The organism is Butyrivibrio sp. XBB1001 (assembly GCF_000424505.1).
Taxonomy (GTDB): Bacteria; Bacillota; Clostridia; order Lachnospirales; family Lachnospiraceae; genus Butyrivibrio.
Genome location: NZ_AUKA01000016.1, coordinates 77,479 through 91,683, shown reverse-complemented (window position 1 = coordinate 91,683; position 14,205 = coordinate 77,479). Strand labels below are relative to the sequence as shown.

Genomic DNA, 14,205 nt, shown 5'->3' with positions numbered 1-14,205 from the left:
TGTTTTTTCATCCGCCAAGATGAACACCTTTATCTTACTTAGAGGTTTCTTTTTATTCAATTGGCGTTATTTCTGAATTACAGGAATGCTCCCAAAACAAAACTTAATCTCTTGTAATACCAAGACTGTTTAATACTTCATTTTGCTTGCTCTCCATAACTGCAGCCTCATCCTCCTCCATGTGGTCATAACCGCATAAATGAAGCATACTGTGAGCAACCAAAAATGCAAATTCTCTTTTCTCTGAGTGTCCGTACTCAAGAGCCTGAGACCTTACTCTATTCTCGTTTATTACAATATCCCCAAAACTGATATTTCCTGTGTCAGGATCCAAAAGATCTACCTTCTGCTCCCCTTCTATCACGGAAAAATCCCCAGGTTCATCGTAACTTATGGTTGGAAAAGATAAAACGTCTGTAGGCTTATCTATATTCCTAAACTCTTTATTTATTTCATGAATGCCATCATCATCTGTGATTGTAAGGCTTATTTCAACATTATAGGAGCAGTTTTCTGACTTTAAAACAGCCTCTGCAACGCTTCTGGCAAGCTCCTCAATATCAAAATCAAACTTGGCTTTAGTTTCATTTTCAACGTAAAAAGTCATAGTAGAGCTTCTCCTTTTTTAGTATCTTGCGCATCTGATCATATTCTCTGAAGGTAACATCACAGTTCTTTAGTTCACCTTCATCTTCCTTCTTATCAAATATTTTGTCAATCAACTGGTCATAGTCAATCTTCATGTCCTTGTTTTTTGCCAAAAGATACATGATAGAAGCTATAACTGTCTCTGAAAGGTTGATAGTCAGAGCTTCCTTGGACTTAACCTTAGTGCTCTTTGGGTCAATATACTCATGAAGAAGCTCAATAGCTTCCTTGGGAAATTTGTTGTCCTCATAAAAATGCTTAACATCTTCCCACTGACTCTTGCCTTCAAGAATACCTATCCTGTGGTAATATGAGCAGTTTTTAACTGCTCTGTCGTTAAAGCCAAGGCCCAAAGCTATTCTCTCTGAGAGGTAGGCTGTATGGATGGCTCTAAAGTACTCGTCCTTGTCCATCTCCTTTAACCTTATCAGAAGAGGAAACTCTGTATCATTAATATCCATATACATGTCGTTAGATTTTCTGATAATATACACTCCAAAAATATTAAGAAAAATAAGAAGAATGATCAGATTAAGCATAAGGTTCAGAATAGGAAGTATCAAAAGATTGATAGAAAGAGTCCTGTTCTGAAAAAGGACACTAAATGCAATGAGAAGAAGTGCCTGCATCATAAGTGAAATAGCTGTCGGATAGCCAATAGAGGTATTTTCCTTAAGGTCTCTAAAAAGTGCCAGTGCTACAGCTCCTGCAATAACATACATAAAGGCAACTCCAAAATTGCCATTTTCCTCAAGCATTACTGAAATGCAAACAAGGCCTGTTCCAGAAACAAGCCCAATTTCGGTGTTTGAAAAAAGACCAAGTATCACAAAAAAGGACATATAGGGCCAAAACTGATCTGGCACAAGTCCAAATAAACAGGCCAGCACCACAAAGGTTGCATAAACAATAATAAATCTGTTTCTATGGTAGAAGTTATCGTAAGAAAAACCTTCACTGCCTCTTCCATAGGCATCAAATAACATGAATATTACAGTTCCTGTGACTATTAGAGAAACAATAGTATTTCGAAGAATAGCTTCATAGCTCTTTCCTGTAAAAAATGAAAAGGCAAAGACGCTAAGTCCTGTAAAAAGAAAAAGACAACCGTATAATAATTTATGCTTTAAGTCTATTTTCTGCTCACTTTCCATCCCTAGATCTTCTCTCCAATTTCTGAATAGATTTCTTCTTTTCTTTGTTTATACTCTTCTTTTCGTAGTCTTCGTATGCCTTTACAATCTTCTGAACAAGTGGATGTCTTACAACATCACTGCTTGTAAGTGTGCAAAAGGCGATATCATCTATTCCCTTAAGAACATTCTGGGCTATATCAAGACCTGACTTGGCATCAGGCGCAAGGTCTTTTTGAGAAGCATCACCAGTTATTATGACCTTGGAACCAAAGCCAATTCTTGTTAGAAACATCTTCATCTGGGCAGGTGTTGTATTCTGCGCCTCATCAAGAATTATAAAGGCGTTATCCAGAGTACGCCCTCTCATATAAGCAAGAGGTGCAACTTCAATAAGGCCTTTTTCCATGTTCTTTATAAAGTTCTCCGTACCCATTATCTGATAAAGAGCGTCATATAACGGTCTTAAATAAGGGTCAACCTTACTCTGAAGATCTCCAGGCAAAAATCCAAGCTTCTCGCCAGCTTCTATAGCAGGTCTTGTCAAAATGATCCTGCTGACTTCTTCTCTCTGAAAAGCTGTGATTGCCATAGCCATGGCAAGATAAGTCTTACCTGTTCCTGCAGGTCCCAGACCAAAAACGATCATTTTATTTCTGATGGCATCTATATATTTCTTTTGTCCAAGAGTCTTGGGTTTAATGGGCTTACCAGAAATTGTATGACAAATAACGTCCCTGTCTATATCTACAAGAACGTTATCACTTATTTTTTCCGTTTCTCTGGTATCATCTTCCTTGAGAGATATAGCGTAGTCTACGCTCTGCTCCTCAATACTTGTCCCTCGTCTTGAGAGCTGAACAAGCTCTCTTATGATTCCAGAAGCCTTTCTGGCCCCTTCCTTGTCTCCAATAATGTGAAGTTCCCCATTTCTGTCTATTATCTCCACATGGAGACTTTTCTCTATCTTCCTGATATAGCTATCATTGCCGCCAAAGATATTTCTCTCATCCTCAGCAGTTAAAGATAGAGATAATTCTGTGATCTCACTCATATTCATTCCCCGATTTATTTATGATATGGTTCTCCTCGCATAATACGATAGCCCCTGTATATCTGCTCCAGCAAAATAACTCTCATCATCTGATGAGGAAAAGTCATATCTGAAAAGCTTATCTGGTCGTTGCATCTTTTTAGGACATCCTCATGAAGTCCCAGCGATCCGCCAATAATAAACTGGATATGACTGATACCCCTTACTCCCTTATCTCCTATATACTCAGAAAAGGCTTCAGAAGTATAGCGCTTTCCTCCAATAGCCAAAGCGCAGACATGAGCACTTGGATCAATATTAGAAATAATCCGGTCGCCTTCTTTTTTCTTTATCTGATCTTCTATGGCAGGAGGTGCATTATCAGGAGTCTTCTCATCCGCAACCTCAATGATATTTACCTTGCAATATCTTGAAAGTCTCTTGGAATACTCCGAAATAGCATCATTCCAATATTTCTCTTTTATTTTACCAACACAAATAATACTGATATTACTCATTTTACAAGATTTCCACCTGAAATCATACCTGAAACACCGACATTTTTAGTCTTTTCTTCTGGCATCCACATATGATTATCGCTATTTTCCATATTAGTAAATACTGGGATATATCCCTTATTATCCTTGGATGAATTAGGGATTATCTCTAAAGTTCCCTTATAGCAATTTCCCTTCCACTCTTTTATTTCCAGGTTATTGTTAACGGTTATAAGATACATCTCGCCATCATATAAGCCATTTGCAAAATTGCCAATAGCATTCTGTATATAAATATCCTTGTCATTCATGTACTGCTGGTTATAATCATAGTGCTCCTGACCCTCACCATTTGGAAGATCTCCTGCAAATTCTCCTGAAAACATATGCTCTTTCACAACATAGGTATCATAATCCGGATAAAATGCAAACCAGGTTCCAGCGCCACTTCTTATTCCATTTGCCCATTCTCCAAAATAATACTGATTATTGGCATAAACAGCAGCTCCATGGCCATTAGGCAGGCCCTCTTCATTAGTTTCACCGTAGTAATAGAAGTTATTTGTCCCCTTTAGTGAATATGACATAGCCTCATATCTTTCAAGATGAGCCAAATCTCTGATTGCATCGCCATTATTAGCATCCCAGTATGCAAGCATCTCAGCAAGAAAGTTTGTAGCGTTAAACGCAACATTTTTGTATTTGTCCTTGAGTACAGGTTCAGTTGTTTCATAAATACAGTTTCCAGAGATAGATTCCCTTGAAATAGCATTACCACCTGCATTTGTTTCTGTACTTGCTGCTAAACTACCCGCTGCAGCTAAGTCCTGGGATGTATCAGAAGCACTGGCATCTGCAGAACTGCCAGCGTCCGTAGAATTAAGCTGGCTTGCATATTCTGTTATATTCTCATCCAAAAGAGCTTCATCCTCCTTGTTGTTTCCACTATTACCCGATAAAGCCAGATACAGCACCAAGATAAGGAGTATCACCCCTGCAATCCCCGCTGTAATCGCTACTTTAATCTTTTCATCTCTATCCATTGCCTTATTCTCCAATCAAAATCCTTATAATTATATCATAGCTATATACTATAATCTTATACTATCGAAAAATTCTTAAGATTTACCATCGAAATTTCTTAAGATTTTATGTATGTCGCCTATTCGGATAATATTATTCAGTATAAAGTACAAAAAATAAGGTGCTGTAAAAGCACCTTATTCGTAAAATGGATTATATATTATTTTATTTATTGGATAGATACTCGTCGATACCCTTAGCCGCAGCCTTTCCAGCTCCCATTGCAAGGATAACTGTAGCAGCGCCTGTTACAGCATCTCCACCAGCAAATACACCTGGCTTAGATGTCTGTCCGTTCTCTTCCTGAGCTACGATGCACTTTCTGCGGTTAACTTCAAGCCCCTGTGTAGTAGAAGAAATAAGCGGATTAGGTGATGTACCAAGAGACATGATAACTGCATCACACTCAATCTCAAACTCTGAACCAGGAACTTCTACAGGACTTCTTCTGCCTGACTCATCAGGTTCACCAAGTTCCATTCTGATACAGGTAATACCAGTTACCCAGCCATTTTCATCAGCATGGATCTCTACAGGGTTTGTAAGAAGATCAAAGATAATACCTTCCTCTTTTGCGTGTCCAACTTCTTCCTTACGTGCAGGGAGTTCTTCTTCACCACGACGATACACAACATGAACCTCTGCGCCAAGTCTGAGAGCTGTTCTGGCAGCATCCATAGCAACGTTACCACCACCTACAACTACGCACTTCTTAGGTCTCATGATAGGTGTTCTTGAATTCTCATCAAAAGCCTTCATAAGGTTACTTCTTGTAAGGAACTCGTTGGCTGAGAATACACCCATAGCCTGCTCGCCAGGAATGTTCATGAATCTTGGAAGTCCGGCACCTGAGCCGATAAATACTGCATCAAAGCCTTCCTTTTCCATAAGTTCATCAATTGTAACCGATTTACCAATAACAACGTCTGTCTCAAGCTTAACACCAAGAGACTTAACGTTTTCAATTTCCTTTTTAACTACATCTGTCTTAGGAAGACGGAACTCAGGAATACCATAAACAAGTACTCCTCCTGCCTCATGAAGTGCCTCAAAGATTGTAACATCATATCCCATCTTGGCAAGATCTCCGGCGCATGTAAGACCTGAAGGGCCTGAACCAATAATGGCAACCTTCTTTCCTTTCTTCTCTTTAGCGCCCTCTGGCTTAATTCCCATTTCTCTTGCTGTATCAGCAACGTATCTCTCAAGCTTACCAATAGAAACGGCATCGCCCTTGATTCCTCTTACACACTGTCCTTCGCACTGGCTCTCCTGAGGACAAACACGTCCACAAACTGCAGGAAGTGCGCTAGACTTAGAAATAGTCTGGTATGCACCAGCTACATCGCCTTCTTTAACCTGGGCAATAAATGCAGGAATATCAATTGAAACAGGACATCCCTGTACACATTTAGGGTTCTTACAATTAAGGCAACGAAGTGCCTCGCTTTCAGCTTCTTCTTTATTATATCCAAGGCAAACTTCCTTGAAGTTTGTAGCACGAACCTTGGGATCCTGCTCACGAACAGGAACTCTTACAAATCCATCCATAATATACCTCCTTACTCGCAGTGGCCACATCCACCGTGATGTGTCTTGCCTTCCTGTTCTCTAAGAAGAAGTCTGCCTTCTTCTGTCTTGTAAAGTTTCATTCTGTTCATAGCCTGATCAAAGTCAACCTTGTGTCCATCAAACTCAGGTCCATCAACACATGCAAACTTAACCTGTCCATCAACTGTAAGTCTGCAGGCGCCACACATTCCTGTTCCATCAACCATGATAGGATTCATGCTGACAACAGTAGGAATTCCAAGTTCCTGTGTAAGTTTACATACGAATTTCATCATGATCATAGGGCCAATAGCTACGCAGTGATCATACTTGTTGCCCTCATCCCAGAGATCCTGAAGAGCCTTTGTAACCATACCACTTCTGCCATAAGATCCATCATCAGTAGTAATGTGAAGATTACATACCTTTTTGAATCTATCTTCAAGGATAACAAGGTCCTTGGTCTTGGCACCAATAATAACATCACAGTCAACGCCGTGCTCCTTGAGGTACTTGGCCTGTGGGTAAACAGGTGCTGTTCCAACACCACCTGCGATAAATACGATTTTCTTTTTCTTGAGCTCATCTACTGACAATTCGCATAAGTCTGAAGGCTTTCCAAGAGGGCCAACAACATCAGCAAGATGATCACCAGCCTTTAACTTGCTAAGAGCAAGAGTCTCTGCGCCAATGGCCTGAGCAACAATCTCAACTGTACCCTTTTCTCTATCATAATCACAAATTGTAAGAGGTATTCTCTCCCCTTCCTCATCAACTCGAATAATCAAAAACTGCCCGGGCAAACATGCCTGTGCCACACGAGGAGCTTCAACGATCATTTGAAAAATGTTCGCAGCGAGCTCGTTAGCTTCTAAAATTTTGAACATAGTCTTCCTCCTATATAATTCTATTGATGCAAAAATAGATTGTTCTCAATGCATCCATAATAAATTATTCTAATAAAAATTTCAATCTTTATTTCTTTAAATCAGTAAAGTGTCTGTTTATCATCTATTTGAGATTGTTATCAAAGTATATTTGCCGCTAGAATCGTATCCGAGCCTGTTCACCGTTCCATCATGTGTGTTAACCGCATAGATAAGGCCTGTTGGAGTAACACTTCCGTCGTTGGAAACATGATTTTCTATGATCACGTAATACTCTCCAGCGCCTTCAATCTCAATTTCTTTATTGTATATGTATTCATTGTGACCACCAAGACCACGAACTTTACCTGATGTATCAAGGAGAATGTCAAGTCTAACCAGTGTGCTGACCAGAGTATTTACTGCCTGTTCTTTTGAAATAAGTCTCGTAAATACCAGATGATAATCCCTCTCTACAATCTCACTGCTAAGCCCATCTTTATCAATAGCAACAAACTTGTAATGAGTTGTTCCTACGGGCATTGTTATAGGAGAAATGTATTGTTTGGACTCCATTGTAGGGTCACTACCATCAGTAGTATAAAATATTGTGCAGCCAGCATCAGCAACAGCCACTATCATAGTATTCTGATTATAATCTCCGCTTGGTTCCATTATTTCAGGAGCAGATGGAGTTCCCTTTATAACTGTGTAGGTATCCTCTGCAACTTCACTTGATATACCGTACCTGTTAATTGTTGATGCCTTAATGATATATTCTCCCTCTTCATCAAGGACAATAGCATTCTCATATATGATGCTGGAACTATCTGGATTTCCATCATTGACAGTGTAATAAGTAACATCTCCATCCTGAGATGACTGAGGAAGTATCGTTACTATAACTACGTCATCAAACTCGCCTCCTGCTACTCCCATAAGAGGTGCCTTTGGAATATATTTCTCCCTAAAGCTCATAGCAGTCTCATTACTACTATCATTTAAAAGCTCAGCAATCTTGTCATACATCTTGCTCTGTTCATAAATTGAAATAATGCTCTCGTAAGCATTGTAGATTTTATCACTGGCAAAATTTTCAGAATCAGTTATTTTGCGAAGTGCATCAACTGCCGATTCAGAATCACCATTTTCAAGGTAATAATCCGATAATCTGAATATTATATCGGGATTATCAGGTAGATTTTTGTTGCCCTCTATAAGGTACTCTATAGCATCATTCATATTACCTGATTTCTTGGCTGCATCTGCCTTTCTAAGGTAATAATATGCGGACCTGTCACTAAAGAGTAAGAACCCCAAAATAGCTAAAAAAAGAATCAGGATAGTTCCTGCACACACCAAAATAACAGGACGTTTTTCCTTTAACTTAGAGAAAAACTCCCTGCGCCTTTCTAGCTTCTCCTTCTTTAGCCTTTCCTCTTTATTGAGTTCATCTGCCACGCCCGAAAGAGTCTCATTTATTTCATTTTCAACTTCTGGTTCAAATTCCGGAACTATCTTTATTTCAAGGCCACATTTATCGCAATACATGTGGCCTTCAGGAATTTCAAACCCACATTCAGGGCATTTCATGTGCTCTTATTTCTCCTGTGCTTTCCTTACAGCTGCCTCATAACAGTTGTTCATGAGCATAGCAATTGTCATAGGACCAACTCCACCTGGAACTGGAGTAATGGCAGAAGCGATCTCTTTAACCTCATCATATGCCACATCTCCGCATAACTTACCATCAGCGTTTCTGTTAATTCCTACATCAATAACAATAGCTCCCTCTTTAACATAGTCAGCAGTTATCATGGAAGCCTTGCCAACAGCTGCTATCAATATATCGGCTCTCTTACATACTTCCTTTAAATTAGCTGTCTTTGAGTGAGCAACTGTTACTGTGGCATTTTCTCTTAGCATCAAAAGAGCCATTGGTTTACCAACAATGTTGGATCTTCCCACTATTACGCACTCTTTCCCAGCTATAGAAATATTACCCTCACAACCTCTTTTAAGAAGCTGGATAACTCCGGCAGGAGTACAGGATACAAAGCCCTCTTCTCCAATGCATAGAGCACCCACATTCATAGGGTGGAAGCCATCTACATCCTTGGATGGATCGATAGCATCTATGACTGCCTTTTCGTTGATATGAGAAGGCAATGGCATCTGCACCAGAATGCCATCCACATCATCTCTACCATTAAGCTCATCTATAAGCTTTAAAAGCTCTTCCTGACTTGTTTCAGCAGGAAGTTCGTAAGAAAGTGATTTAAAGCCAACATATTCACAAGCTTTTTTCTTGTTTCTGACATATACCTGTGAAGCAGGATCTTCTCCTACTAAAACTACAGCAAGTGTTACTTCTATTCCCTTTGCCTTAAGGACTGCAGTCTTTTCTTTTAACTCATCCTTTATCTGAGCTGATATAAGTTTACCATCTATAATAGTTGCGCTCATTTATTCTCCATTCGCATTTCGTCCTCTAATTTATTACGTGATATACGACCTGCTCCGTACTTCGTACTCTCGCATGTCTACATACATTCGGAACTCGAAATGCTCATATTCATTCGCATTTCTTTATTCCTCATGTATGTTAGGTCCTCAAGGTTTCATTTATATGTCTGCAAGCAGACATAAATGAAACTTTTCGTCCCTATATCACTCAGAACAGGCCACTGATCTTGCCTGTAGAATCTACATCTATGTTATATGCTGCAGGCTGCTTGGGAAGTCCTGGCATTGTCACAATTGAACCTGTAAGAGCCACTACAAATCCAGCTCCCGCTGAAACATAAGCCTCTCTAACCGTGATATTATAGCCACTTGGTCTTCCTAAAAGGGTTGGATCATCAGAAAGTGAGTACTGTGTCTTGGCCATACATACAGGGAGCTTACCAAATCCCATTTCTTCTATCTTAGCAAGCTGTCTAGAAGCAGCAGGTGCAAAAGTCACACCATCAGCGCCATAGATCTTGGTTGCAACAGTTTCAATCTTCTCCTTAAGAGAAAGATCATCACTGTAAATTGGAGCATAGTTACTAGGTTTATTTTCAAGAGTATCAATAACCTCTTTGGCAAGGGCCTCTCCGCCTTCGCCGCCCTTTGCCCATACTTCTGAAAGAGCAAATCTGCAGTCTCTTTCCTCGCAGAACTTCTTTACATAATCTGTCTCAGCCTGAGTATCTGTAAGGAATGAGTTAAGGGTAACAACAACTGGTACTCCATACTGCTGGATATTCTCAATATGCTTTTCAAGATTAACAATACCCTTCTTAAGAGCTTCCAGGTTTTCTTCTCCAAGGTTTTTCTTGTCAACTCCGCCGTTATACTTGAGGGCTCTTATTGTTGCAACAAGTACTACTGCATCAGGCTTAAGTCCTGCCATGCGGCACTTGATGTCAAGGAACTTCTCTGCTCCAAGGTCAGCGCCAAAACCAGCTTCAGTAACAGTAATATCAGAAATGCCAAGAGCTGTCTTGGTTGCTCTAACTGAGTTGCAACCATGGGCAATATTTGCAAATGGGCCACCATGTATAATAACTGGTGTGTGTTCAAGTGTCTGTACAAGATTAGGCTTAATGGCATCTTTCAAAAGAGCTGCCATAGCGCCTACGGCCTGAAGTTGTCCTGCTGTTACAGGTTCACCCTCTCTTGTATAGGCAACAATAATTCTTGAAAGTCTCTTCTTGAGATCATTCATGTCATCCGCAAGACACAAAATAGCCATGATCTCAGAAGCAACTGTAATAACAAAGTGATCCTCTCTTGGAACACCGTCTGCCTTGGCGCCAAGGCCAACTACAATATTTCTAAGAGCTCTGTCATTCATGTCTACAGCTCTTTTCCATATGATTTGCCTTGTATCTATGCCAAGTTCATTTCCCTGCTGAATATGATTATCAATAATGGCTGCTAATAAATTGTTGGCAGATGTGATTGCATGAAAATCTCCTGTGAAGTGAAGATTGATATCCTCCATAGGAACAACCTGTGCATATCCACCGCCTGCGGCACCGCCCTTTATTCCAAAACAAGGACCAAGTGAGGGTTCTCTCAGGGCAATAACTGTCTTATGACCAAGCCTTGATAGAGCATCCCCGAGCCCTACGCTGGTTGTAGTCTTACCTTCTCCTGCCGGAGTTGGATTTATTGCAGTTACTAAAACAAGCTTTCCCCTCTTACCTGCTACTGCCTTAGCTACAAATTCTTCAGATAATTTAGCTTTGTATCTGCCATAATACTCAAGGTCATCCTCGGTAATACCGACCTTTTCAGCCACCTCTCTGATGTGAAGCATTGTAGCTTCCTGTGCAATTTCGATGTCACTTTTTACAGCCATTTAATCTCTCCTTTTCATATAACCTGATACAACAAAACTTTGTAACTATATATTAGAAATCTCTTATAGAGATTATCTACGATGGGACTAAATTTTGGCTAAAAGATCAGCCAGCAGCCTGAGAATTTAAATATTCATCAAATTGTGCCCTGTTCATAAGAACCTTACGAGGTTTTGTGCCCTCTTCGTCCCCTACGACTCCGGCATCACAGAGCTGGTCCATAATTCTGGCTGCTCTGTTAAAGCCAATCTTAAAGGCTCTCTGAAGCATACCTATTGAAGCTTTTTCTTTTTCAATAATAAGATATCCTGCCTGAACAAAGAATTCATCTCTGTCTGAATCAGGCTCTGAACCAAAGCCTCCTGAACCAGAGCCCATGGACTGCATGCTATTTATCTGATTTTCTATATCGTCATTGTACGAAGTGTCTATTTTCTGATTTCTTAAAAAGTCAGTAACTGCCTGAACTTCCTTGTCTGAAACAAAGGCGCCCTGCACTCTTGCAGGCTTAGTATAGCCCTGAGGATAAAAGAGCATATCTCCCTTTCCAAGAAGTTTTTCTGCTCCATTAATATCGAGAATAGTTCTGGAGTCTACTCCACTTGAAACTGCAAAGGCAACACGGCTGGGCATATTAGCCTTGATAAGTCCGGTAATGACATCAACAGATGGTCTCTGAGTAGCAATAATAAGATGGATTCCAGCTGCTCTTGCAAGCTGAGTCAGTCTACAGATAGCATCCTCAACTTCATTGGCTGATACCATCATAAGGTCAGCAAGTTCGTCTACAATAACAACAATCTGAGGCATAACCTGCATACTGTCATCATCACTGTCTGCAGCCAGCCTATTATAGCCCTTAAGGTCTCTTACTCCTGCATCTGCAAACTTCTTATATCTGTTAGTCATCTCTGCAACAGCCCAGTTAAGCGCAGCTGCAGCCTTTTTAGGGTCAGTCACAACAGGTATCATAAGGTGAGGAATACCATTGTAAACGCTAAGCTCAACAATCTTAGGATCGATCATGATCATCTGGACTTCTTCAGGCTTGGCCTTATAAATAAGGCTCATGATGATCGTATTGATGCATACAGACTTACCGGATCCTGTTGCTCCAGCTATGAGAAGGTGCGGCATTTTGGCGATATCAGTAACAACCGTCTTGCCTGCTATATCTTTGCCCACAGCAAAAGCAAGCTTTGATTCAAATTCCTTGTATTCTCTTGATTCAAAGAGATCTCTAAGAGCAACTGCCTGGTTCTCTTTGTTAGGGACCTCTATACCAACAGCCGCCTTACCAGGAATTGGAGCCTCAATTCTAATATCCCTTGCTGCAAGGTTCATCTTGATATCGTCTGCAAGATTAACAATCTTGTTGACTCTCACTCCAGCTTCAGGCTGAAGTTCAAATCTTGTTACAGCTGGTCCCTGACTGATATCAGTTACAGTAACATTAACTCCAAAGGTCTTAAGTATGTCCTGAAGCTTAAGTGCCGTCTCTTTGAGTGTCCTTGCTGAATCTGCATTTTTGTTCTTGGTTCCCTTTTCCAAAAGACTAACTGGTGGAAATTTATATTCCTTGGGGATAGCCTTTTTGTGAGCTTCTATCTCTTTTTCCATACCAGGACTTGTTGTATGAGGACCTGGCCCTACAGATGAAACACTAGATGGCCTTGCATTGTTAATAGTAGAATCCGCGCCAGCGCTTCTTGATACATGATCTTGAGCATGGATCACATAATCGCCATTCATGCCATTTCCTAAATGCTCGCTATGAACAGGAACATCCGGAAGTATGTCCTCTTCCTCAAATTCATAACTACCTGCTCTTGCAACGAGTCTCTCTGGCATAGAAGGAGTCTTAACTTCCTCTACAACATGAGGCTCTGGAAGTGGAACAGGTTTAGAAACACTAACTTCATGAATGTCGTTAAACTCAGGCTCTTCTTCATCTTCTTCATCTGTATCGTCGTACCCCATACCATGAATAGCAGGGCCTGTGCGAAGTACATGCTGGCCATCAGGCTCCACGTCCGTTTCTATTCCCTTATTAAGCACAATCTCATGAATATCGTCGCTTATCTCATCTTCTGGAATAAAGACATTTTTGTTGGTAGAAGGGTCGAAATCAGAGTGCTTATGATGGTCGTTTTCTTCCTCATCATCCTTACTAAGAGCTGTATCCATCATGACTCCTGAAACTTTTTTCTCCATACGGAGAATCTTCTCATCCTCTTTTTGTTCCAGTGCAAGACGCTTTTCTTCCTCTATGCGGGCTCTTCGCTCCTGCATCTTCTCACGTCTCTTCTCTGCATATTCCCTGTAATTCTCAGTTTCTTCCCTGGTCTTTTCAATGAGCTTTCTTCCGCCCTTTTTAATGCCGCCTACAAATGAATGCTGAGTAAACACCACAAGGCTAGAAATAAGAAGTACAAGCAAAAGAAGCATCGTTCCAACTAGTGAAAGATACTTATATGAAAAATATGCCAGCGAGCCTGCAAAAAAGCCTCCGCCATTCCTTCCCAGGCTAGACTGATTATAAATGCTGACAAGATCGTAACTCTCAGCATTCTGAGGTCTTCCTGCAATAAAATCAGCAAGCATTCCTATTATCAAAAATATAACAAGACCTGAAATAATCTTCCGAATGGAAGCATTGGATCCAAAATTAGCGATACCTATTATAACTGCCAAAAGAGCCACTATCGGCGCAATATATGCTGTAAATCCAAAAAGCCCGAACAAAACGGAACTCACCATCCCGCCAAAGCTTCCACAGATTCCAAAATTGCATAAAAATAGAAAGATTGCCAGAAAAGCTGTAGCAATCACAACAATCTCACTTCTAAGAGAATAATCAAGTTCCTCTTCCTGAACAGGTCTTCTCCTGTTACTATACGAAGCTGTTCTTCCCTTTGAAGTTCTCTTTGTATTTTTCTTGTTGGTATTTCCCCTACTACTTCTTGTTGCCATCTTCTCCCCGCAAAACTTTTATGATCATTGCAAAACTCTAATAAGTATACCATTTTTAGAGTCTATGTG

Annotated in this window: 11 protein-coding genes; all 11 read right to left on the bottom strand. The window is 40.3% G+C overall.

Annotation, left to right across the window (positions count from 1 at the left end; genetic code table 11):
* Nucleotides 1-103: 103 nt before the first annotated feature.
* The 11 genes from ybeY to G631_RS0113000 all read right to left on the bottom strand — a co-directional run bounded on the left by ybeY (nt 104) and on the right by G631_RS0113000 (nt 14,136).
* Nucleotides 104-607, bottom strand: coding sequence for an rRNA maturation RNase YbeY (ybeY, locus tag G631_RS0113050; protein ID WP_026489836.1), 504 nt, complete (start codon nt 605-607; stop codon nt 104-106).
* Nucleotides 591-1,802 (bottom strand): hypothetical protein, encoded by a 1,212-nt coding sequence (locus G631_RS0113045; protein ID WP_026489835.1) that lies wholly within the window; start codon nt 1,800-1,802, stop codon nt 591-593. Before G631_RS0113045 ends, ybeY begins: the two co-directional genes overlap by 17 nt.
* Nucleotides 1,792-2,835 (bottom strand): PhoH family protein, encoded by a 1,044-nt coding sequence (locus G631_RS0113040; protein WP_026489834.1) that lies wholly within the window; start codon nt 2,833-2,835, stop codon nt 1,792-1,794. Before G631_RS0113040 ends, G631_RS0113045 begins: the two co-directional genes overlap by 11 nt.
* Nucleotides 2,836-2,849: 14 nt before the next feature.
* On the bottom strand, nt 2,850-3,332 hold the full coding sequence (rlmH, locus tag G631_RS0113035) for a 23S rRNA (pseudouridine(1915)-N(3))-methyltransferase RlmH (RefSeq protein ID WP_026489833.1): 483 nt from the start codon (nt 3,330-3,332) through the stop codon (nt 2,850-2,852).
* Nucleotides 3,329-4,354, bottom strand: coding sequence for a hypothetical protein (locus G631_RS0113030; RefSeq protein ID WP_026489832.1), 1,026 nt, complete (start codon nt 4,352-4,354; stop codon nt 3,329-3,331). Before G631_RS0113030 ends, rlmH begins: the two co-directional genes overlap by 4 nt.
* Nucleotides 4,355-4,559: 205 nt before the next feature.
* Entirely contained in the window at nt 4,560-5,945 is a 1,386-nt protein-coding gene (gene gltA, locus G631_RS0113025; RefSeq protein WP_026489831.1) for an NADPH-dependent glutamate synthase, read from the bottom strand.
* A gap of 11 nt (nt 5,946-5,956) precedes the next feature.
* Complete coding sequence (locus tag G631_RS0113020) at nt 5,957-6,832, bottom strand: sulfide/dihydroorotate dehydrogenase-like FAD/NAD-binding protein (RefSeq protein WP_026489830.1); 876 nt, start codon at nt 6,830-6,832, stop codon at nt 5,957-5,959.
* A gap of 120 nt (nt 6,833-6,952) precedes the next feature.
* On the bottom strand, nt 6,953-8,404 hold the full coding sequence (locus G631_RS0113015; RefSeq protein ID WP_026489829.1) for a chitobiase/beta-hexosaminidase C-terminal domain-containing protein: 1,452 nt from the start codon (nt 8,402-8,404) through the stop codon (nt 6,953-6,955).
* A 6-nt stretch (nt 8,405-8,410) separates the two neighbouring features.
* Nucleotides 8,411-9,277, bottom strand: a complete 867-nt coding sequence (folD, locus tag G631_RS0113010; protein WP_026489828.1) for a bifunctional methylenetetrahydrofolate dehydrogenase/methenyltetrahydrofolate cyclohydrolase FolD — start codon at nt 9,275-9,277, stop codon at nt 8,411-8,413.
* A 208-nt stretch (nt 9,278-9,485) separates the two neighbouring features.
* Nucleotides 9,486-11,162: a formate--tetrahydrofolate ligase gene (locus G631_RS0113005; RefSeq protein ID WP_026489827.1), complete on the bottom strand. Its 1,677-nt coding sequence runs from the start codon at nt 11,160-11,162 to the stop codon at nt 9,486-9,488.
* A 106-nt stretch (nt 11,163-11,268) separates the two neighbouring features.
* Entirely contained in the window at nt 11,269-14,136 is a 2,868-nt protein-coding gene (locus G631_RS0113000; protein WP_026489826.1) for a DNA translocase FtsK, read from the bottom strand.
* Nucleotides 14,137-14,205: the final 69 nt, after the last annotated feature.